The following is a 21,232-nucleotide window of genomic DNA, read 5'->3' on the forward strand; positions in this document are numbered from 1 at the left end:
CTGCAACGAGACGGTCATGACATCATCCCGAACTCCCGATCCCGAAACCCGAATCCCGGCCCTATCACCGATCCGCGAATTCGGCCTCAAGGCGGCACTGTGGTTGCCGCTCGCGTTCGTGATCTGGTTCTGGGCAGCGCCGCTATGGGTCTGGCCAGCGATGCGGCTCGCCAAGGCGGTCCTGCTCGGCCACTGGGGCGACCTGTTCGAAAGCGTGCGCCTCGGCGGCGAACTGCTCGACGAGGGCGGCCACGTCGTCGCCCGCGCGGGCTACCTCGTCAGTCTCGCCACGCGGGTGACGGTGGACGTGCAGGGCGGCGTCGGCGTGCTCGAGCCGACGCTCAATCCGATGGTCTACGCATGGTCGTTGCCGTTGTTCGGCGGTCTCGCGATGGCGACGCCGCTGTCGACGGCGCGGCGCCTGCTGCAGTTCGCGCTCGCGCTCGCGGTCATCTGGCTCGGCCAGGCATTCGGCATCGTCGCCGAAAGCCTGAAGACGCTCGCCTTCGACGCGGGCGCGAGCGGCGCCGCGGCGGTAGCCCGCGCCGGGCTGAACGCGAACGCGATCGCGATCGCCTACCAGTTTGCGACGCTCGTGCTGCCCGCGGTCGTCCCGGCGGCGCTCTGGATCGGCTTGAATCGCGATTTCATCGAACGCCTCGTCGGCCAGGGTCGGGAACCCCGGCGACTCGACCGGGGTCAGAAAGGGCACGAAGGCGAGGGCGATGGCCCCGTCTCACCCGGCTGATCACGACGAGGGCGCCGGATATGGAACAATGCCGCCCCCGTCCGACTTTCGCGTTCAGGAATCCATGGCCGCCGTCGCACCGATTGAACATGCCGCCATGCCGGCCGAGGTCAACCTCGACGAGCGCATCTGCCAGTTCCTGGTCGCCCGCGGTCGCCTCAAGGAAACCGACCTCGCGCGCGGCCGGCGCCTGCACGAGGAAGATCCCGCCGCGGGCAGCCTCGTATCGCTGCTGACGCGGCTCGGCCTCGTGTCCGAACGCGAGATGGCCGACGCCGTGTCCGAGCTGCTGCGGCTGCCGCTGCTGTCGGCGAAGGAGTTTCCGGAAGCGCCGCCCGCGAACGTGCAGACGTCGGTGCGCTTCCTCAAGCACCACCACGTTTGCCCGATCGCCGAATCCGAAAGCGACGTCACCCTGCTCGTCGCCGATCCGGCCGACCCGTTCCCCGTGCGGGCGCTCGAGCTCGCGACCGGTCGCGCCGTCCGATTGAACATCGGCCTGCGCAGCGAGATCGACGACCTCATCGAGCGCTACTACGGCTCGGGCCGCTCGGCGATGGGCACGATCGTCGAGAACCTCACCGACGAGAACCAGCGCAGCGAAGACGACATCGAGCACCTGCGCGACCTCGCGTCGGAAGCGCCGGTCATCCGCCTCGTCAACCTGGTCATCCAGCGCGCGGTCGAGCAGCGCGCGTCGGACATCCACGTCGAGCCGTTCGAGAACCGCCTCAAGGTGCGCTATCGCATCGACGGCGTGCTGCACGAAGTCGAGTCGCCGCCGGCGGCATCGACCGCCGCGGTGATCTCGCGCATCAAGATCATGGCCAAGCTGAACATCGCCGAGCGCCGCCTGCCGCAGGACGGCCGCATCATGATCCGCGTGCAGGGCAAGGAGCTGGACCTGCGTGTGTCGACCGTGCCGACCGCGCACGGCGAGTCGGTGGTCATGCGAATCCTCGATCGCGAAGCGGTCGTGTTCGACTTCCACACGCTCGGATTCACCGACCAGTTCCTGCAGAAGTTCCTCAACGTGCTCGAGCTGCCGCACGGCATCATGCTCGTCACCGGCCCGACCGGCTCGGGCAAGACGACCACGCTGTACACCGCGCTGTCGAAGCTCAACACGCCCGACGTGAAGATCATCACGGTCGAGGACCCGGTCGAATACCAGATCGAAGGCATCAACCAGATCCAGGCCAAGCCGCAGATCGGCCTCGACTTCTCGCACGCGCTGCGTTCGATCGTGCGCCAGGACCCGGACATCATCATGATCGGCGAAATGCGCGACCTCGAGACCGCGCGCATCGCGATCCAGTCCGCGCTGACCGGCCACCTCGTGCTGTCGACGCTGCACACCAACAACGCCGCCGGCGGCATCACGCGAATGCTCGACATGGGCGTCGAGGACTACCTGCTCACCTCGACCGTGAACGGCATCCTCGCCCAGCGACTCGTGCGCCGACTGGACCTCTCGTCGGCGCAGCCGTACGACGCGATGCCCGAGGTCGTGCGCGAGTACGAACTCGAGCGCTTCACCGACGAACGGCCGATCCGCCTGTACAAGCCGGGGTCTTCGCCGGCCAATCCGACCGGCTACTTCGGCCGCACGACGATCATGGAATTCCTCGTCATGAGCGATGCGATCCGTCGCCAGATCATGCAGCACGCCGGCATGGGCGACATCGAGCAGCAGGCGCGCAGCGAAGGCATGCGCACGATGTTCGAGGACGGCCTGGTCAAGTCGCTGCACGGCCAGACGACGATCGAGGAAGTGCTGCGCGTGACCTCGTCGGAGGGCTGATGAAGCCTGGATCGGAGATTCGGCATTCGAGGTTCGCGACGGCGCGGCTCGCGTTTCCGTTGGCCCGTCGTCCGCGTTTCCCACTCCCCAGGCGCCCATCCCGGACCCCGGCTCGATGACTCTCTACTACTACAAGGCCGTCACGCCGTCCGGCGAGACGCTCGAGGGACAGTTCGAGCTCGGCACGCGCGAGGACGTCATCGGCAAGCTGCAGGATGCCGGCAACATCCCGCTCGAGGTGCGCGAGGCCGACAGCGGCGATTCGGCGAGCCTGTTCGCCGCGCTGTTCAAGCGCGCGACCCTGCGCGAGGCGCAGGTCGTGCAGTTCACGCAGCAGCTCGCGACGCTGCTCGGAGCCGGCCAGCCGCTCGACCGCGCGCTGCAGATCCTGCTCGACCTGCCCGAAAGCGAGAAGGCCAAGCGCATGCTGGAGCGCGTGCGCGACCAGGTGCGCGGCGGCACGCCGCTGTCGGACGCGCTCGAGGCCGAGCATGGCAGCTTCTCGCGCCTGTACGTGAACATGGTGCGCGCGGGCGAAGCGGGCGGTTCGCTCGACGACACGCTCGCGCGCCTGGCCGACTACCTCGAGCGCAGCGCCAACCTGAAGAGCAGCGTCGTCAACGCGATGATCTACCCGGCCTTCCTCGTCGGCATGGTGCTCGTGTCGTTGATGGTGCTGCTCGTCTACGTGGTGCCGCAGTTCGCGCCGATGTTCGAGGACATGAACATCGAGATGCCGCTGATCACGCGCATCGTGCTCGGCGTCGGTTCGGCGCTGCAGAGTTTCTGGTGGCTGATCCTCGTCGCGATCGTGCTCGGCGCCGGCTGGCTGCGCCGGCAGATGGCCGACCCGCCTGCGCGCCTGAAGATCGACGAACGCCTGCTCCGCATGCGCGTCGTCGGCGACATCGTGCGCAAGGTCGAGACCGCGCGCGTCGCGCGCACGCTCGGCACCCTGCTCAAGAACGGCGTGCCGCTGCTCGCCGGCCTGTCGGTCGCGCGCAACGTGATGACCAACACCGCGCTCGCGGAATCGGTCGGCGCGGCCGCGGAAGACGTCAAGACCGGCGGCGGCCTCGGCTACGCGCTGGCGCAGTCCAAGCGTTTCCCGAAGCTCGCGCTGCAAATGATCAGCGTCGGCGAGGAGTCGGGCGAACTCGACGCGATGCTGATGAAGGTCGCCGACACGTTCGACGTCGAAGTGAAGAACACGCTCGACCGCCTGCTCGCGGCGCTCGTGCCGGCGACGACGATCGTCATGACGGTGATCGTCGCAATGATCATGCTCGCGATCGTCATGCCTATCATGAACATCGCGGGCGCGGTGCAGTGACGCCGCGAATCGCCAACGCGAACATCCACAGAGGGCCTTACCGACCATGAACATGCAATCGCATCGCAAGACCATTTCGCGTTCGCGCGGCTTCAGCCTGATCGAGATGCTCGCGGTCATCGTGCTGATCGGCATCGTCGCCGGCATCGTCGTGAACCAGGTCGGCAAGAACGTCGACAAGGGCAAGTGGGGCGCGGGCAAGGCCGCGGTCGGCAAGCTGGCGGGGTCGGTGGATTCCTACGCGCTCGACAACGGTTCGCCGCCGTCGCGCCTCGAGGATCTCGTCACCAAGCCCGGCAATGCGCCGAACTGGCAGGGGCCGTACGCGAAGGCGTCGGACCTCAAGGACCCGTTCGGCCACGCTTACCAGTACAAGGCGCCCGGCGAACACGGCGACTTCGACATCGTCTTCCTCGGCAAGGACGGCCAGGCGGGCGGCGACGGCGCGAGCGCGGACTACGGCAACTGGCAGTGAACCGGGAATCGGGAATCGGCCATCGGGAATCGACCGCACGCTCCTTGGCAGCGTGCCCGGTCGTTCGCGGTGCGCGATTCCCGATGGCCGATCGGCGAAGCGGCGCGCGCGTGCGGGCGCGCGGTTTCACCCTCGTCGAGCTGATGGCGGTGATCCTGTTGCTCGCGATCGCGCTGACGATCGTTTCGGTCGGCTTTTCCAAGAGCCTGCAGGCGGCCAAGGTGCGGGCAGCGAGCCGCGACCTGGTCGCGGCGCTGCGCTACACGCGCGGGCAGGCGATCGTGAAGGGCAAGCCGCAGGCGCTCGTGCTCGATCTCGACGAGAACTCGTACACCGCGCCGGGCAAGGGGGCCAAGAAGCTCCCGGCGGACATGACCCTGCAGCTGACCACGGCGGATACCGAGCAGACCGGCGCGAACAGCGGCGGCATCCGCTTCTTCCCCGATGGCAGCTCGACCGGCGGCCACATCTCGGTGTTGCTCGGCCAGCGCGAATGGCGCATCAACGTCGCCTGGCTCACCGGCGAGATCGCGCTCGACGAGAAACCCGAATGACGCCGCACACGCGAACTCCGTCGCGACCGCGCGGTCCGAACTGATCCGATGACTCGCGCAAGCAGACAATTTCCCGCCCGCGCCCGCATGCGAGGCTTCAGCCTGATCGAGATGATCGCGGCGTTCCTCGTGTTCGCGATCGCGATCGGCGTACTGATGTCGGTGCTCGCGGCTTCGATCCGCAACACGCGGCTCTCGTCCGACTACACGATGGCGGCGCTGTGGGCGCAGTCGAAGCTCGACGTCGTCGGCGTCGGCGAGCCGGTCGAGGAAGGCCACAGCAGCGGCCGCTTCGACGACGTATACAGCTGGGACCTCGACATCAAGCAGGTCGATCCGAGCGCGGTGGAGCCGCCGGCGCAACAGGCGGCGCCCGTGCGCGGCGCGCAGGGCCAGCCGCGCGGCCAGGCGCCCGCGACGATGTCCGCGGCGCAGGCCGGCAACGGCGGCGCGATCGATATCTCGCCGTTCGACATCTACCAGGTCGACCTCGTCGTCTCGTGGGGCGGGCGCGTCGGTACGTCGCCGCGCACGGCGCATTTCGGCACGCTGCGCGCGGTCAATCCCGACCCGAATCGCGCGCAGGGCATGTCCGGCATGACCACGCGCGCGGGAAGCAAGCGATGAAGCGCGCGACGGCCGCCGGGTTCACCCTGCTCGAGGTGATGCTCGCGATCATGCTGCTCGCGTTGCTGCTCGCGGGCAGCTACGGCGCGATCCGCACCGCCGTGCACGCGATGCATTCGGGCGAAAGCGCGATCGATCGCACCAATCGCCTGCGCGTGGCGCAGGAATTCATGCGCCACCAGATCAGCCGCATCATGCCGTTGCCGTTCGCACGCGACGACAGCACGAACTCCAACCTGATCTTCGAAGGGCGACGCGATTTCATCCGCTTCGTCGCGCCGATGCCGGGCTACCTGTCCAAGGGCGGTCCGTACGTGCAGACGCTCGCGTTCAAGGGCGGGCGCAACGGGCGCGCGCTGGTGTTCACCGACGCCATGCTCAACGGCTTCGACCTCGACGCCAAATCCGACAACGAGCCGTCGCTGCTGCTCGACCAGATCGACGAAGGCCATTTCGAGTTCCGCACGCTCGACGAAAACGGCGAGCTGACCGACTGGTCCGACCAATGGGAGGATCCGGGCATGACGCCGGTGATGGTGCGCGTGGTCGCGCGCATGCGCCCCGAGGCGCGAGTCGAGTTTCCGGTGATGGACATCCCGCTCATGCTCGATGCGGGTTCCGCGCGGCGCCAGCCGTTCCGCGCGGGCGGGCTGAACGGTGCCCTCAAGCCGGTGCAGAAGGGATGAGCATGCGGCGCCACATCCGACATGCGCGTGCGCGCGAGCGTGGCATCGCGTTCCTGCTCGTACTGTGGGTCGTCGCGATGCTGTCGATCCTGCTCGGCAGCTTCGCGATGATCGCGCGAACCGAGAACCTGCAGGCGCGCCACCTGTTCGACACGACCCAGGCGCGCTATGCCGCCGAGGCGGGGCTCAACCTCGCCGTTTACGAATTGCGCAAGAACGATCCGCTGCAACGCTGGATCGGCGACGGCCGCCCGTACGTGTTCGCCTATGGGGACGCCGAGATCGAGGTCCGCATCCACGATGATTCGGGCAAGATCGACCTCAACGCGATCTCCAACGGCGATCCGCAGATGCTGGTGCGCCTGTTCACCTCGCACGGCGTCGCGCTGGAGCAGGCGCAGGCGCTCGCCGACGCCGTCGCGGACTGGGTCGACCCCGACGACGACACGCGCCTGAACGGGGCCGAGATCGCCCAGTACAAGGCCGCCGGCCTGTCCTATGGTCCGCGCAACGCGCCGTTCGACACGATATCCGAACTGCAGCAGGTGCTCGGCATGAACTACGCGCTGTACACGAAGCTCGAGCCCGCCCTGACCATCTACTCGGGTCGTACCGCGCCGGAAATCGGTTTCGCCAATTACGACGCCATCCTCGCCCAGGACGGCATGACGCCCGACTGCGCCCGGCAGATCGTCGAGGCGCAGCAGGCGATGCAGCCGGGGGACGTGGGCTCCCCGCAGACGATCTGCGATGTGACCCTCTCCGGCGTGGCGAGCGGCGGGGGGCTCACGTATAGTGTCGAGTCCCGTGCGAAGCTGCCCAATGGCGCAAGCACGACCCTGGATGCGACCATCCGCATGGGCGGGATCAATCCGGCCGGCCGGCCGTACGTGATCCTGCGCTGGCGTGATGGGGAAACTTCCTGAAGCCGTGAACCCGACCCTCGACAGACAACTGGCGCGTCTGCGGACACGCCTTGCCAAGACGCCGCTGCCGGGCTTCTTCGCCTGGTGGGGGCGCGAACTGCTCGCGTGCCTGCCGGCGCGCTGGCGCGCGCTGCTGTCCGAGCGGTCCGAATCGCTGCTGCTCGCGCTCGACGGCGACGAGCTCGTCGTCTGGCGCGAGAAGGGCGACGCACCGGTCGAGTACGCGCGCATCCGGCGCGACCTGCCGGCCGACGCGCAGGACGCGGAGTTCCGCCGCCTGCGCGGGTCGATCGAGGATCCGCAGGTGCGCACGGTCTTCTGCATTCCTGCGTCGCGCGTGCTCACGCGCGTCCTGAGCCTGCCTGCCGCAGCGACCGAGAACCTGCGCCAGGTACTGTCGTTCGAGATGGACCGGCAGACGCCGTTCAAGGCCGACCAGGTCTATTTCGACAGCCGCGTGCTCGGCCACGACGCGAGCGGGCGCAACGTGCAGGTCGAGCTCGTGCTGATACCGAGAGCCCAGCTCGACCACGAACTCGCGGCGTTGCCGGTCGCGGCGCAACTCGATGCGGTGGACAGCTGGAGCAGCGCTGCCGGCACCGGTCGCCGGCATACGAACCTGCTGCCGGCGGAGAAGCGCACGCGCCGGCGCGACCTGCGCCTGCCGCTCAACCTCGGCCTCGCCGCGCTCGCGCTCGTGCTGGTCGTCGTCAACATGGACGAATCGCTGGCGAACCGCGCCGCCGCGCTCGAAGCGATGCAGGGCGAGGTGGACAAGGCCGGCAACGAGGCCAAGCAGGTCGCGGCGCTGCGCAAGACGCTGGCCGATTCGATCAGTGGCGCGAACTTCCTCACCGACAAGAAGCGCAAGGGGCCACTGACGGTCGCATTGCTCGACGACCTCACGCGCCGCCTGCCGGAAGACACCTATCTCGAGCGCCTGCAGATCGAGAACAAGCAGGTGCAGCTGCAGGGGCAGGCCAACGAGGCGGCCAAGCTCATTGCGCTGCTCGGCGCGTCGCCTTGCCTCGGCAACCCCGGCTTCCAGGGCCAGGTGCAGCCGGATGCGCGCACGGGCAAGGAGCGCTTCCAGATCAACGCGGATCTCAAGGAGTGCAGTCCGCAGTCGGAAGCGAAGGCGCCGGCCAAACCGTCCGAAACGAAGGCCCCGGCCAGGCCGGCGGGCGCGGCGAAGCCGACGCCGGATGCAGGAGCGGCCGGCAAGCCGGCACCGGCGGCCGGGCCGCCGGCCGATGGAGCGCGCGCGGAACCGAAGAAGGCGGTCGCGCCGCCGACCGGCGCGCGCAAGGAAGTGCCGGCGAACGGTGCCGCCGCGGCGGCGGCGCCCGACGGGCGCGCGCCGAGGAATGCGGCGGGCGAAGCGGGGAAGAAGAAGTGACGCCGAGTCGATTCCAGCCCAAGGACGGACGCTTCCTCGCCGTCGTGCTGCTCCTCATCGTGCTGATGCTGGTCTATCTGATCGGCATCCACTGGTGGTTCGTCGCGCCGCACCTGCAGTATTCGAGCGACATGCAGGACCTGCGCGAGCAGCAGCTGCGGTTCCGGCAGACGATCGCGGAGAAGCCGGAGATCGAGAAGCGTCTCGCCGAGGTGCGCGCGTACGAGCAGGGCAACCAGGCGTTCCTTTCGGAGACCGACGTCAACGCGGCATCGGCGGCGCTGATCCAGCGCCTGAAGGCCGCGATGAGCGAGCATGCCAAGGACGAAAGCCGCTGCCAGAACGTGAGCACGCAAAGCTACAACGGCGGCGAGGAGGAGTTGTACAAGCGCGTGACGGTGCAGGCGCGCCTCAAGTGCGACCTCGAGCCGCTCGCGGCGATCCTGTACGACCTCGAGAACGGCAAGCCGTACCTGTTCATCGATCAGGTCATGATCTACAAGCAGCAGACCTACACGCCGCCGGGCGCGAAGGTCGCACCGGTTCCGCTCGACGTGCGCTTCAACGTGAACGGATACCTGCGCCAACCGGGCAAGGCGAAATGAACATCCGCGCCGCGCGCCTGACCACCCACGTGCTCGCTGCCACTTGCGGCGTGCTCGCGTTGATCGCGGTCCTGCAGTACGCCGGTTTCGGCCGCGGATACGCGTGGGCGCCCGACGCGGAACCGACCGAAGCGCACGCGGCACTGCCGGGCATCGACAAGCAGACGTTGCAGATGCCGCCGGCGAGCGCGTTCGCGGCGGTGGAGCAGCATCCCTTGTTCAACGAGGACCGCCAGCCGACGCCGATCGACGCGCGAGCGGGCGCGGAGGCGGTCGAACCGCCGAGTCCGCTCAATATCGCGCTCACGGGCGTGATCCTCGACGAAACGAACCACGTGCGCGTCGCCATGTTCCAGGACAAGACGCGGAACCAAGCGGTCGCACTGAAGGTCGGAATGCCGCTCGAAGGCGAGCAGGCGAGCTGGACGCTGGTCGAGGTCAAGCCGCGCGCTGCGGTGTTCAGGAACGCCGCGAACGAGACCACCGAAGTCGAGCTCGAGACGGCGCTCGCGCCGACCCAGGGCCAAGGCGGTGCGCCGCGTGCGGGAGCGGCCGCGAAGCCCGCGGCGAATCGGCCAGGCGGCGCGCCGCCGCGCAACGCCGGTGCCGCGAAGCCGGACGCGAAGGGCGACGCGAGCCAGGACCTGGCGCGGCGCATCGAGGAACGGCGCAAGCAGATGCGCGAAGATGCGGAACGCCTGCGCAAGGGCGGCGATGCCGCGCCACCGAAAAAGTGATGGAGTGAGCCACGTGCGATCCCGACTGACCATCCTCCTGCTGAGCCTCGGCCTCGCGCTGCTGGGCGGCTGCGCGACGCCGGGGCCGAAGCCTGCCAAGAGCGGCGGCGATGTATTGACCGCCGAAACGATCCTGAAGCCGGCCAATCCGCTGCCGGCCGATGAGGGCGTCAGTGGGATCTCGATCTCGCCGAATGCAACCGCCGGACGCGCGCCGCCGAAGCCCGAAATCGAGGTGGGCACCGCCCAGTTCTACAAACCGCAGCCCGCACCCGCCCGGGGTGGCGGCGGAGAAGGGCAGGTTACGTTCAATTTCGAGAACCAGCCGATCCAGGCGGTCGTGAAGGCGATTCTCGGCGACATGTTGCAGGAGAACTACACGATCGCGCCGAACGTCGGCGGCAACGTCACCTACTCGACCTCGAAGCCGATCCGTCGCGAAGACGCGATGGCCGTGCTCGAGATGCTGCTGTCGTGGACCGGCAACGCGATGGTGCGAGAGGGTGGCCGCTACACCGTGCTGCAGGCGAAGGACGCGATCGCGGGCAAGCTCACGCCGCGCGTCGGCGCGACTCAGCAGCCGGGCTACGCGCTGCGCATCTATCCGCTCAAGTACGTGTCGCCGAGCGAGATGGCGAAGCTGCTCAAGCCGTACGCGAAGCCCGACGCGTTCGTCAGCATCGATCCCAACCGCAGCCTGCTCGTGCTCGCCGGCAACCCCACCGAGCTCGACAACTACCAGCGCACGATCGACACGTTCGACATCGACTGGATGAAGGGCATGTCGATCGGCGTGTTCGCGATGCAGCACGTCGAAGTCGCCAAGCTCATGCCCGACCTCGACGCGTTGTTCGGCGCGAAGGGCGAGTCGCCGATGGCGGGCATGTTCCGCTTCATGCCGATCGAGCAGACCAACTCGATGATCGTGATCACGCCGCAGCCCGAATATCTCAAGCAGGCGGAAGAGTGGCTGTACCGGCTCGATCGCGGTGGCGCCGAGAATTCGGTGCAGCTGTACGTCTACAACGTGAAGAACCTCAAGGCACCGGATCTCGCCGACTATCTGAGCGAGATATTCCTCGGCACGTCGGGCGGGCATCGCAGCAGCACGTCGGGCAACGTCGGCCAAGGCCTGCGTCCGGTGACGATCGGCGGCATCGGCGGTCGCGGTGGCAGCTCGATGAACTACCAGAATTCCCTGCGGCCGCAGTCGAAGGAAGAAAAAGCGGCGCCGGTTTCGACGCCGACTTCGACTCCGGCCGGCGGCGGCAACAAGGACACGGACATCCGCATCTCCGCGATCGAGGAGAACAACCAGCTGATGATCCAGGCGACACCGAACGAGTGGAGCCAGATCGAGGCGGCGATCAAGAAGCTCGACGTGATCCCGCTGCAGGTGCAGATCGAGGCGCGGATCCTCGAGGTTTCGCTCACCGGTGCGCTGCAGTACGGCGTGCAGTGGTGGCTCGGCAGCCTGCAGTCGGCGAACGGCGTCTACGACAATCCGCGCGGTCCCTACCAGTATCCGAACGAACACAATCGGCATGGCAGCACGGTCGGCGCGGTGGGTCCGCCGTCGTCGTGCAGCAGTTCGAGTTGCGCGCCGGCGACGGCGTTCTGGTCGTACATCAACAGCAAGTTCCAGGTCCAGCTGAGCGCACTCGAAACGAGTGGCCAGGCGAAGTCGCTGTCGGCGCCCTCGCTCGTCGTCAGCAACAACCAGGAAGCGCAGCTGAGCGTCGGCCAGCAGATTCCCGTGCAGCAGATTTCCTACACCGGCCTCGCGGGCGTGAATTCCAACGGCACCGCCGCGCCGGCCGGATTGTCGAGCGTGCAATACCTCAATACCGGCGTCACGCTCGACGTCAAGCCGCGCGTGAATCCGGGCGGTCTCGTCTACCTGGACATCAGCCAGGAGGTGAGCAATCCCGGGCCCATTCAGTCCGGCGCGACGAACCCGCCGATCAACCAGCGGCAGATCCAGACGCAGGTCGCGGTGCAGAGCGGGCAGACGATCCTGCTCGGTGGCCTGATCCGCGACGACGTGTCCGATGGCAAATCGGGCGTGCCGCTGCTGAGCAAGGTTCCCGTGCTCCGCGATCTGTTCGGTTCGACGAACAGGAGCAAGAACCGCACCGAGTTGATCGTGCTCATCACGCCGCGCGTGATCAGCAGCGTCGACGAAGCCCGGCAGATGACGGAAGACTACAGCCGCCAGTTCGAATCGCTCGCGCCGTTGCGCACGCGTGCAACGCACGACGAAACCGCGCCGCAACCCGCGCCGGAGCCCGCAAGAACCTATCCCGCGCAGGACGCGACCGCGCCGCGCGACGATGCCGACAAGGAGCCGCAACGTGATCGCTAAGCTGCAGAACTTCCGCGCGCTCGCCGCAGGTACATTGGCCGTGCTCGCGCTCGCCGGATGCGCGGACAAGGCGAACCCGGACAACGTCGACCGCCGTTCGGTCGAACGCTGGAACCACCTCATCGCGCACGAGGCCGAGAAGGCCTACGACTACCTGACGCCGGGGTTTCGCGCGACGCAGACCCGCGATGCGTACGCGGCCGCGATGAACAACCGCGCCGTGCAATGGAAGGCCGCGAAATTCAAGGAGAAGACCTGCGAGGCGGAGCGATGCACGGTGCAGATCGACGTCACCTACATCGTCACGGCGCCGGGCATGGGTGGACGGCCGATGGAATCCACGAGCACCCAATCGGAGACGTGGATCTACTCCAAGGGCGACTGGTATTTCCTGCCTAAGTAATTGAATTCGCGGGTATGTTCGGACATCGGCCGGAGGGATTGCACGACCCTTTCCTTTGTCTTAACATGGCCGCGCTGTTGCCTGACCCTGCCCATGCCCTCATGGGCACGTTGTCCATCGGAGCGGGGTCGGCGGTAAAGCAAAAAGCCCTGTGGTCAAATTTAGGAGTGTTGCGATGAAGAGAAACAGCTTGACGACTGCTGTCGTCGCCGGTATCGCCGGCGTCGCTGGCTTCGCGGGCCTGGCGAATGCCGTCGACCTGAATCCGGACGGTCTTGGCCAGGTTCTCATCTATCCGTACTACACGGTCAACAAGAACCAGGACAGCCTGTTCTCCGTGGTCAACACCGCGGACATCGGCAAGGCCGTGAAGGTGCGCTTCCTCGAAGGCTACAACAGCCGCGAAGTGCTCGACTTCAACCTGTACCTGTCGCCGAACGACGTCTGGACCGCGCGCGTCAGCCAGCTGTCCGACGACGGCGGCGCCGCCGTGTTCACGTCCGACAAGAGCTGCACCTATCCGCCGATCAGCGCGGCGGGTGAGCCGTTCCGTTCGTCCGCCTATGCCGGCGGCAGCGTGTTCCCGGCCGACGGTGGCCCGACGGACATCACGCGTACGCGTGAAGGTTATGTCGAGCTGATCGAAATGGGCGAGATCATCCCGGGCAGCCCGCTCGACAACGCGACCCTGCACGAGCAGGACGGCACGCCGAACGGCGGTACGCCGTCGTGCACGGCCAGCGCCATCGGCAACAGCGCGGGTCAGTACCTCACGGCTCCGGCCGGTGGCCTGTTCGGCGCGGGCTCGATCGTCAATGTCGGCGAAGGCACGTTCTTCGCCTACACGGCCGATGCGGTCGACGGCTTCAGCTCGCAGGTGCTGTTCTCGGGTTCGTCGGGTCTGACCCCGTCGCTGCAGCAGGCCAACAGCGCGACGTCGATCTACGCCAATGGCGCGGTCGCCTACGTGTTCGATTCCGGCGTCCTGCTCACGCTCGACTACCAGAACTCGATCGACGCGGTCAGCGCCGTGTTCGAGTCGGATGCGGTCTACAACGAGTGGCTGACGAACGCCAACATCGGCGCCGCGACGGACTGGATCCTCACGTTCCCGACCAAGCGCTTCTACGTCGATCCGTACTACCTCTCGGGTGGTCCGGTCGTGCAGCCGTTCGCCGAGACCTTCGGCGAGACGGTCGATGGCCAGTCGAACATGGAAGTCGGCATCAACATGTACGACCAGGAAGAAGGCACGATCACGACGCCGGACGACTTCTCGCCGCCGAGCGTGGGTCATCCGTCCTCGCTGCCGTGGGAAGTCAACGCGATCAGCTTCCTCGCGTCGTCTGACCCGAATGCGGGCGAAGTCTCGGGCGTGTTCGGTTCGCACCTCGTGTCGAACATCCCGCCGTACGGCGACGCAGGCTGGCTGCGCCTCGACCTCGCGTCGGGCGACGGCGGTCACTCGATGCGTGCGGCGGCGAGCGGTGCGGTCCTCTCGGGCCTGCCGGTCACCGGCTTCGAGGCGATCAACGTGATCAACGCGAACGCGGCCCCGGGCAAGCTGGCGAACTACAGCGGTGTCTACCGTCACCGCGCCAGCCGCGCTTGCACCAACGGCGGTCTGGCCTGCTCGTAATCGAGGCTGCTGTCGAAAGCAATACCGAGGGGGCCGAAAGGCCCCCTCTTTTTTTGGAGATCGCTGCCCGGGTAGGCCGTGCTGCCTCCGCGCTGTTCCGGATCGGCGCGCGACGTGCGCATGGATCCCTGTGGCTGCCTCCTGCGTGTCTTCTTCCGCATCGCCTGTACGCTGCAATGTGCACTCTTGGCGCGCTCGTCGTCGCGGCTCGACTTCAAATATTTCATCCATTTAACGTCAGTTTGATGGAACTGTGCCTGGGCACGCTCTAGAATGCGATGCGCGCCCATTTGCCGTCGGAATTCATCCATGTCCCGCTATCCGTCTCGTTCCCTCGCCTACCTGCTGGTGGCTGCCTCGTTCGCGATGGCGCCGCTGGCCGGCGCCCAGGTGACCATCAATCTGACCACGACCCAGCAGACCGACTGCACGGTCGTCACCGATGCGCAGGGCTTGAACCTCGTGCAGGGCAGCAACAACCTCGCCGCGACGGGAGTTACCCTGACGGGTGCCGGATGCGGCGCCGCCCCGTCCGATTTCCAGGCGCAGATCACCGGTGTACCGAGCGCTCCCGTCGCCGGCACGCCGTTCGACGTGACCTGGTCGGCGTCCGCGGCCGCGACGAAGTGCGTCTATGGCGGCAGCACGGGGCTTACGAACTGGCCGACCGGCACCGAGGCGTGCAGCGGCGCTGCATGCGCGGGCGCGCATCCGGTCAACGGCGTCGTCGTGCCGAACGCCGGCGCCTACTCGATGAGCGTCACCTGCACCAATTCGACGGGCTACGCCCAAGGCAGCGGATCCGCGAGCGGGGCGCAGTTCCCGCCGCAACCGACCAATTTCGCGCTGACGCCGTCCGCGAATCCCGCGACGATCAACATACCGTTCTCGGTGAGCTGGTCCGTCACGGGCGCGAGTTCGTGCACGGGCAGCGCTTCGCTCGGCGGATCGTCGGTGAACCTTCCGGGCTGGACCGACGTCACCACGACGACGTCGCCGCGCACGATCACCGCAACCGTGGCTGGTGCCTACACGCTCGGTCTGACCTGCTCGAACCTGCAGGGGCCGACCGCGAGCGCGCCGCTCGCGCTCACGGTGAACCCGGATTCCGGCGGCTGCCCGGCGGGTCGCCAGACGACTGCCGACGTCTGCTACAGCTATGGCCTCGGCAGCAGCTGCACCACGGCGGCCGACGTCACGCAGTTCACGTCGATCTGGGGACGCAATGCACCGGGCGGCGCGATGATTCCGTTCCCGGGTTACCAGGAGTTCGTAGTCCTCAAGACGTTCGACAAGACCAAGTACATCGCGACCAAGATCGACGTGCCGGCTGCCGGCCTCGATCCGTCGTCGAGCGGCATCATCACGCACGGCGAAACCTACCCGGGCCCGGCGCTGACCGTCGCGATCAGTCCGACCTGCGGCGATTTCTCGCCGACCACCTCGATCTGCCTGACCACCGGCACTCAGGGCGGCCAGATCGCAGGCAAGTGGAAGCTGTCGACGGCTACGCAGACCAATGGCTGCGTCCTGACGCCGGGCCAGAGCTACTACATCAACATCAAGGCCACGAACCCCACGCAGACGAGCAGCGACTGCAGCGGCAACATCTGCAAGGTCACCGTGCAGAGCAACCACACGCCTTGATCGGCGGTACATGTGCGGCGGGCGCCCAGAGGCCCCGCCGCGCTCGATGAGTGCAACGGAAGCGTCTGTCGCTTCCGTTGTCGTATCCGGGATTCGGACAGGCGGAACCGTCGCTGCAGGCGACGGTCTGAGGCGCAGGGCGTGGCGGCCGCCACCGACCCACTGCCCATCGGCCGCGGTTCGATGGCCCACCCCATGGAGTTTCGATGAAGCATTTCGCGCGACGTTTCGCTTGCATTGGTTTGATGGTTGCGGCCCAGCAGCTGGCGCCCCCGTTCGCACTGGCCGCGGCGCCGCGCGTCGATGCGGATGCCGTCATTGCGAGCCAGGGCGGGGCGAAGGTCACGTTCGGTGATGTCGATGCATTCGCCGAGCGGATGCCGGAGGCCGATCGTTCGCATTTCTTCGACAGCCCGCAGCGCATCCAGTCGCTCATCATGAACCTCCTGCTGCAACGGCAGCTCGCGGCGGAAGCACGCGAGCACGGGCTCGACAAGGATCCCGACGTGCTCGCCGCGAAGGGCGGCGTCACCGACGCGGTGCTCGCGAAGGCCGAGACGGCGCGGCTCCGCCGCGAGCTCGTGATTCCCGATTTCAGCGAGCTCGCGCAGGAGGAGTTCATCGCGCACCCGGAGAAGTACGCGACCGGTGGCGTGTTCGACGTGAAGCAGATCCTCGTGTCGACCGGGATACGCAGCGACGACGAAGCGAAGGCGCTCGCGGAGAAGGCCGCGGCCGAAGTGAAGGCCGACCCGGCCGCGTTCGACGCGCTCGTCGAGAAGTATTCCGACGACCCTGGAAAGTCACGTGACCACGGGCTCGTGCACAACGCCGACAGCAAGGCCTACGACGAGACGTTCCACGAAGCGGCGCTCGCATTGCAGAAGCCGGGCGATCTATCGCCGCTCATCAAGACCCCGTTCGGGTATCACCTGCTGCAGCTGGTCGAGCGCAAGCCCGCGCAGCCGCAGCCGTTCGAGAAGGTGCGCGACGATGTCATTGCGACCCTCAAGAGCGAATTCATCGAGAAGAGCGTGCGCACCCACCTCGACGTCCTGCGCAACAACCCGCTCGATGCCGACGCAGGTCGCGTCGCCTCGCTGCGCACGCGCTACAAGATCGAAACGCCACTCGAAGCCCCGGCAGCCGCTGCGACGGGCCCGGCCGCCAAGGCGAAGGACGGCCGCACGGCATCCAAGCCGTGAGCGGCCCGCAGCGATCGTTGGCGCGGCGAAGCCCGCACGGCGCGGCCGCGATACCGGCGTGAGTGCCGCTTGGCTGCCGCATTCCTACCGCTGACGCTGAGCTTCGCCCGCCGCGAGCTCGCGAACCGCTTCGCAGGCAGCCTGTCGGGCGCATTGTGGGCATTGCTGCAACCGCTGCTGCAGCTCGCGGTGTATGCCCTCGTGTTCGTGCACGTGTTCAAGGCGCGCATTCCCGGCGCCGACGCGCCGGGCTACGTCCCGTTCCTGGTCACTGCGTTGTGGCCATGGACGGCATTCTCGGAAGCCCTCCTGCGCTCCACGACGGCGATCCAGGACAATGCGGCATTGATCGGCAAGGTCGCGTTGCCGCGCGAAGTGCTCGTCGTCGCCGTTGCGGGCACGAGCTTCGCGGTGCACGCCGTCGGCTTCTGCGCGATCCTGCTCGTGCTGCGCGCGAGTGGGCAAGCGGTGAGCCTGTGGGGCCTTGCGCCTGCACTTGCGCTGTACGTCCCGTTGTTCGCCCTCGCGCTCGGCATCGCGTTCGCCTGCGCCGCCATCCAGGTGTTCGTGCGCGATCTCGTGCAGTTGCTCGGCCAGATCCTGCCGCTGCTCATGTTCGGCGCGCCGATCTTCTACGACCGCGCCTCATTGCCGGTCCGCGTGCAAGGCCTGCTCGACCTCAACCCGTTCACGGCCTACGCGGACGCGTTCCGCGCCCTGCTGCTCGGTCACGGGACGCTGGATGGAATGCGCCTCGGCATCGCCGTCGCCGTGGCGCTGGCCGCATTGGTGTTCGGCCGCTGGCTGTTCCGGCGCCTCGATCCCCACTTCGAGGACTTCCTGTGAGCGACCTGCTGGTCGAAGCGCGAGGCCTCGGCAAGGCCTACCCTAAAGTGCACCGCAGCAGCGATCGCCTGCGTGCGCTCGGGCGCCTGCTGTTCTCGCGCTCCGATGCCGAGCGGGTCAGCGTCCTGCGTGGCGTCGATCTCGACGTGCGGCGCGGCGAATCACTCGGGCTCATCGGCGCCAATGGCGCGGGCAAATCGACGCTGCTCAAGCTCATCACGGGCGTGCTGACCCCGAGCAGCGGATCGGTGCAGGTACGCGGCCACGTCGGCGCACTGCTCGAGCTCGGCGCCGGATTCCACCCCGAGTACAGCGGGCGCGACAACGTCGCGATGGCCGCAGCCCTGCACGGGCTCGACGGCGCCGAATTGCGCCGGCGACTGCCCGAGATCATCGCGTTCGCCGACATCGGCGACTACATCGACGAGCCGGTCAAGCACTACTCGTCGGGCATGGTCGTGCGCCTCGGCTTCGCCGTCATCGCATCGCTCAAACCCGACCTGCTCGTGACGGACGAAGTGCTCGCCGTCGGCGACGAATCCTTCCAGAAGAAGTGCGTCCGATGGATGCAGGACTACCTGGACGGCGGCGGTACGCTGATCCTCGTCTCGCACAGCATGTACCACATCCAGAAATTGTGTCGACACGCGTGCTGGCTGCGCGACGGTGAAGTCGCGATGGCGGGCGACGTCTTCGACGTGACCCAGGCCTATCTCGCCTGGCACGAGCGCCGATCCGCGCCGGTCGAAGCATCGTCGTCGAATGCCGCGAGACACGACGTCGAGTTCAGCGTGCTCGATATGAGCCTCGACGGCCAGCCGGGCGAGCAGCCCCTGCTGCAGGACCGCGGATCGCCGCTCGAGGTTCGCTGCCGGATCCGCTCGCGCGAAGGCCGCGTGCCCGCCGTCGCGGTCGGCGTGGTGCGCGCGGACGGAACGCCCGTGTATGGCGTCAGCACCGACATGGACGGTTGCGCCCCCGAGCGCGTCGGGCCGACCGAATTCTCGTGCCGCCTCGTATTCGACGCATTGCCGCTGCTGCCCGGCAGCTATACCGTACGCGTCCACCCGCTCGATCCCGAGGGCGTACGCGTGTTCGACACGATGGAGCGTTCGTTGACGATTCGCGGCGCTACGCGGGAGTTCGGCCTCGTGCGCCTCGCGCACCGCTGGATCCATCCTTCCGACACGGTGGCGCCGTGAGCGACGACTCCGCACTGCCGTTCACCGGCGAGCGTTTCACTCCGGAGTGCGTGCGCGAGATCTGGCACGAGCACTGGCATCGCTACGCGTTCGCGCGCCGGTTCGCCGCCGGCCGGCGGGTGCTCGATGCCGCGTGCGGCGAGGGTTATGGCTCGGCGCTGCTCGCATCGGTCGCCGCGGACGTGGTCGGCGTCGATGTCGACGCGGCCGCCGTCGCGCATGCGCGCCAGCGCTACGGCGCGCGGCCGCGCCTGCGCTACGAACGGGCCGACGCCACCGCGTTGCCGTTCGGCGACCGCGCATTCGACCTCGTCGTCTCGTTCGAGACGCTGGAGCACCTCGCGGCGCAGGAGGCGCTGCTGCAGGGCTTCGCGCGTGTCCTCGCCGACGACGGCGTATTGGTGATCTCGTCGCCCGACAAGCGCACCTACAGCGAGTTGGCCGGATTCCGCAACGAATTCCACGTGCGCGAGTTGTATCGCGACGAATTGCTCGCGCTGCTGCGACCGCATTTCCCCGAGGTGCGGCTGTACGGACAGAAACTGCTGTTCCAGTCCGCGCTGTGGTCGCTCGACGACGGCCCGCCGGAGAGTTGCGAGACACTCACCGCGGACGGGCGCGCGGAGCAGGTCGAAGCCGGCCTCGACTACGCACCGCTCTACTTCGTCGCGGTATGCAGCCGGCGCGCGCTCCCCGCCGCGCTGCCCGGCCTGTCGCTGTTCGGCGACGCCGGCGAATCGGTCTACGCGCATTACAATCACGAGATCCGCAAGAACATCGAGGCCGGCGGGCGCATCGCCGAACTCGAGGCCGAACTCGAGCGCCTGCGAAGCACTCCCACGCCGCAGCGCGACGCGCGCTGGTGGCGACGAAAGCGATAGGTCATGAGCGAATTCAACTTCCAGATCAATTACGGCGCGCAGGCCGCGCGCGTTCCGGCGCAGCCGCGCGTCGATCCGGCGGCGCCGCTGTACGCATCCGAGGACGGCGTGGTCGCGTCGTTGTCGAACAACGAATGCATCTTCCAGGTCAAGCGCAGCGGCGAAACGCACGTGATGACCTTCCAGGTGCTGCAGGCGCTCGACCAGGCGCGCGAGTTCCGCACGCTGGACGAGCACGTCGCGCGCATCCTCGCGACGGTTCCCGGCCTCACGTCCCAGCGCGACGACGTCGTGCGCGTGCTCGACAGCCTCGTCAAACGCCGCCTGCTCGTCTCCGACCGTGCGTTCCTCGATCGCACGGAGAAGGCGTCGGCACGCGAGCCAGCGCCGTTGCGCGCGGTCTTCATCCGCGCCTGCGATCGTCCGGACCAGGTCGCGCACCTGCTCGCCTCGCTCGCCGACTACGAACGACGCCATCGGGCGAACCGCCACTACGTGCTCGTCGACGACTCGTCGTCGCGCGACGCGGCCAATCGCCACCGCGACCTGCTGCGCGAATTCGCGCGCGCGACCGGCTGCAAGCTCACCTACATCGGTTCGGCCGAGCGCGAGCGCCTGCTCGAGAAGTTCGCGCGCGCGGTGCCGCAGGCGGCGACGATCCTGCCCGGCCTGCTCGTCGGCAACGGTGAACGCAACCGCTTCGGCGGCGGCCGCGGCTGGAATCTCGCGCTGCTGCTCTCGGCGGGAGCGCGCGCCGTGCTGCTCGACGACGACCATCGCCTGCCGCTGCGCCGGCTCGAGGATGCGCGCGAAGGCCTCGACCCGAACCCGGCCGCGGCAGCCACCACGCGCTTCTTCCGCAACATCGAGAACGCGCTCGGGGCAGGCGAGGAAGTCGACGAGGATCCGTTCGAGCTGCATCTCGCCGCGGCCGGCCGCCCGCTCGCCGCGGTGGTCGGCCAGCCCCGCTATGCGATCGAAGCTGCCGCGCTGCGCGGGCTCACCCTGAGCCGGCTCGACCACCTGCGCGGCGATGCGCCGGTACTGGCGACGCATCACGGCGCCTACGGCAGCTCGCGTTCGGAAGCGGGCCAGTGGCTCTACCAGCTGTCGGCCGAGGATCGTGCGGAGTTCACGCGCGATCGCGACA

At 67.7% G+C, this 21,232-nt stretch carries 21 protein-coding genes; 20 read left to right on the forward strand and 1 reads right to left on the reverse strand.

The genetic code is table 11. From position 1 onward, the window contains the following. From VI238_RS02265 to VI238_RS02330, 14 genes are all read left to right on the forward strand, one after another. A partial coding sequence (locus VI238_RS02265; protein WP_331648004.1) for an exosortase H-associated membrane protein occupies positions 1-748 on the forward strand: 748 nt, incomplete at its 5' end. Between the two features lie 64 nt (positions 749-812). Then, positions 813-2,552 carry a type II secretion system ATPase GspE gene (gene gspE, locus VI238_RS02270; RefSeq protein ID WP_414650015.1) on the forward strand — a complete coding sequence of 580 codons (1,740 nt, stop codon included), beginning with the start codon at positions 813-815 and terminating at the stop codon, positions 2,550-2,552. Positions 2,553-2,667: 115 nt separating this feature from the next. Beyond that, complete coding sequence (gspF, locus tag VI238_RS02275) at positions 2,668-3,885, forward strand: type II secretion system inner membrane protein GspF (protein WP_331648006.1); 1,218 nt, start codon at positions 2,668-2,670, stop codon at positions 3,883-3,885. Positions 3,886-3,937: 52 nt separating this feature from the next. Beyond that, positions 3,938-4,360, forward strand: a complete 423-nt coding sequence (gene gspG, locus VI238_RS02280; protein WP_331648046.1) for a type II secretion system major pseudopilin GspG — start codon at positions 3,938-3,940, stop codon at positions 4,358-4,360. A gap of 83 nt (positions 4,361-4,443) precedes the next feature. Further along, positions 4,444-4,914: a GspH/FimT family pseudopilin gene (locus VI238_RS02285; RefSeq protein ID WP_331648008.1), complete on the forward strand. Its 471-nt coding sequence runs from the start codon at positions 4,444-4,446 to the stop codon at positions 4,912-4,914. 87 nt (positions 4,915-5,001) lie between these two features. Then, the gene (locus tag VI238_RS02290; protein WP_331648010.1) at positions 5,002-5,541 is read left to right on the forward strand and encodes a hypothetical protein; all 540 of its coding nucleotides are present in this window, start codon (positions 5,002-5,004) and stop codon (positions 5,539-5,541) included. After that, the gene (locus VI238_RS02295) at positions 5,538-6,227 is read left to right on the forward strand and encodes a prepilin-type N-terminal cleavage/methylation domain-containing protein (RefSeq protein WP_331648012.1); all 690 of its coding nucleotides are present in this window, start codon (positions 5,538-5,540) and stop codon (positions 6,225-6,227) included. The genes VI238_RS02290 and VI238_RS02295 overlap by 4 nt, the downstream gene beginning before the upstream one ends. 2 nt (positions 6,228-6,229) lie before the next feature. Then, positions 6,230-7,153 (forward strand): type II secretion system protein GspK, encoded by a 924-nt coding sequence (locus VI238_RS02300; protein ID WP_331648014.1) that lies wholly within the window; start codon positions 6,230-6,232, stop codon positions 7,151-7,153. 4 nt (positions 7,154-7,157) lie between these two features. Continuing rightward, positions 7,158-8,552: a PilN domain-containing protein gene (locus tag VI238_RS02305; protein WP_331648016.1), complete on the forward strand. Its 1,395-nt coding sequence runs from the start codon at positions 7,158-7,160 to the stop codon at positions 8,550-8,552. Beyond that, on the forward strand, positions 8,549-9,157 hold the full coding sequence (gene gspM / locus VI238_RS02310) for a type II secretion system protein GspM (protein ID WP_331648018.1): 609 nt from the start codon (positions 8,549-8,551) through the stop codon (positions 9,155-9,157). Before VI238_RS02305 ends, gspM begins: the two co-directional genes overlap by 4 nt. Continuing rightward, positions 9,154-9,894: a hypothetical protein gene (locus VI238_RS02315; RefSeq protein WP_331648020.1), complete on the forward strand. Its 741-nt coding sequence runs from the start codon at positions 9,154-9,156 to the stop codon at positions 9,892-9,894. The genes gspM and VI238_RS02315 overlap by 4 nt, the downstream gene beginning before the upstream one ends. 13 nt (positions 9,895-9,907) lie before the next feature. After that, the gene (gene gspD / locus VI238_RS02320; RefSeq protein WP_331648022.1) at positions 9,908-12,259 is read left to right on the forward strand and encodes a type II secretion system secretin GspD; all 2,352 of its coding nucleotides are present in this window, start codon (positions 9,908-9,910) and stop codon (positions 12,257-12,259) included. Next, positions 12,249-12,662, forward strand: a complete 414-nt coding sequence (locus VI238_RS02325; RefSeq protein WP_331648024.1) for a hypothetical protein — start codon at positions 12,249-12,251, stop codon at positions 12,660-12,662. Before gspD ends, VI238_RS02325 begins: the two co-directional genes overlap by 11 nt. A gap of 175 nt (positions 12,663-12,837) precedes the next feature. Beyond that, positions 12,838-14,301 (forward strand): hypothetical protein, encoded by a 1,464-nt coding sequence (locus VI238_RS02330; RefSeq protein WP_331648026.1) that lies wholly within the window; start codon positions 12,838-12,840, stop codon positions 14,299-14,301. Here the strand turns inward: VI238_RS02330 and VI238_RS02335 are convergent. Continuing rightward, positions 14,253-14,612, reverse strand: a complete 360-nt coding sequence (locus VI238_RS02335; protein ID WP_331648028.1) for a hypothetical protein — start codon at positions 14,610-14,612, stop codon at positions 14,253-14,255. The genes VI238_RS02330 and VI238_RS02335 overlap by 49 nt on opposite strands. On the opposite strand from VI238_RS02335, the gene VI238_RS02340 reads away from it, so the two are divergent. From VI238_RS02340 to VI238_RS02365, 6 genes are all read left to right on the forward strand, one after another. Beyond that, entirely contained in the window at positions 14,611-15,948 is a 1,338-nt protein-coding gene (locus VI238_RS02340) for a hypothetical protein (protein ID WP_331648030.1), read from the forward strand. The two genes, VI238_RS02335 and VI238_RS02340, sit on opposite strands and share 2 nt — an antisense overlap. Before the next feature lie 245 nt (positions 15,949-16,193). Further along, complete coding sequence (locus tag VI238_RS02345) at positions 16,194-17,153, forward strand: peptidylprolyl isomerase (RefSeq protein ID WP_331648032.1); 960 nt, start codon at positions 16,194-16,196, stop codon at positions 17,151-17,153. Positions 17,154-17,222: 69 nt separating this feature from the next. Next, the gene (locus tag VI238_RS02350) at positions 17,223-17,999 is read left to right on the forward strand and encodes an ABC transporter permease (protein WP_331648034.1); all 777 of its coding nucleotides are present in this window, start codon (positions 17,223-17,225) and stop codon (positions 17,997-17,999) included. Continuing rightward, positions 17,996-19,201 (forward strand): ABC transporter ATP-binding protein, encoded by a 1,206-nt coding sequence (locus VI238_RS02355; RefSeq protein ID WP_331648037.1) that lies wholly within the window; start codon positions 17,996-17,998, stop codon positions 19,199-19,201. The genes VI238_RS02350 and VI238_RS02355 overlap by 4 nt, the downstream gene beginning before the upstream one ends. Beyond that, on the forward strand, positions 19,198-20,082 hold the full coding sequence (locus tag VI238_RS02360) for a class I SAM-dependent methyltransferase (RefSeq protein ID WP_331648040.1): 885 nt from the start codon (positions 19,198-19,200) through the stop codon (positions 20,080-20,082). The genes VI238_RS02355 and VI238_RS02360 overlap by 4 nt, the downstream gene beginning before the upstream one ends. Before the next feature lie 3 nt (positions 20,083-20,085). Further along, a partial coding sequence (locus VI238_RS02365) for a hypothetical protein (protein ID WP_331648042.1) occupies positions 20,086-21,232 on the forward strand: 1,147 nt, incomplete at its 3' end.

Source organism: Dokdonella sp. (genome assembly GCF_036518555.1).
GTDB lineage: Bacteria > Pseudomonadota > Gammaproteobacteria > Xanthomonadales > Rhodanobacteraceae > Dokdonella_A.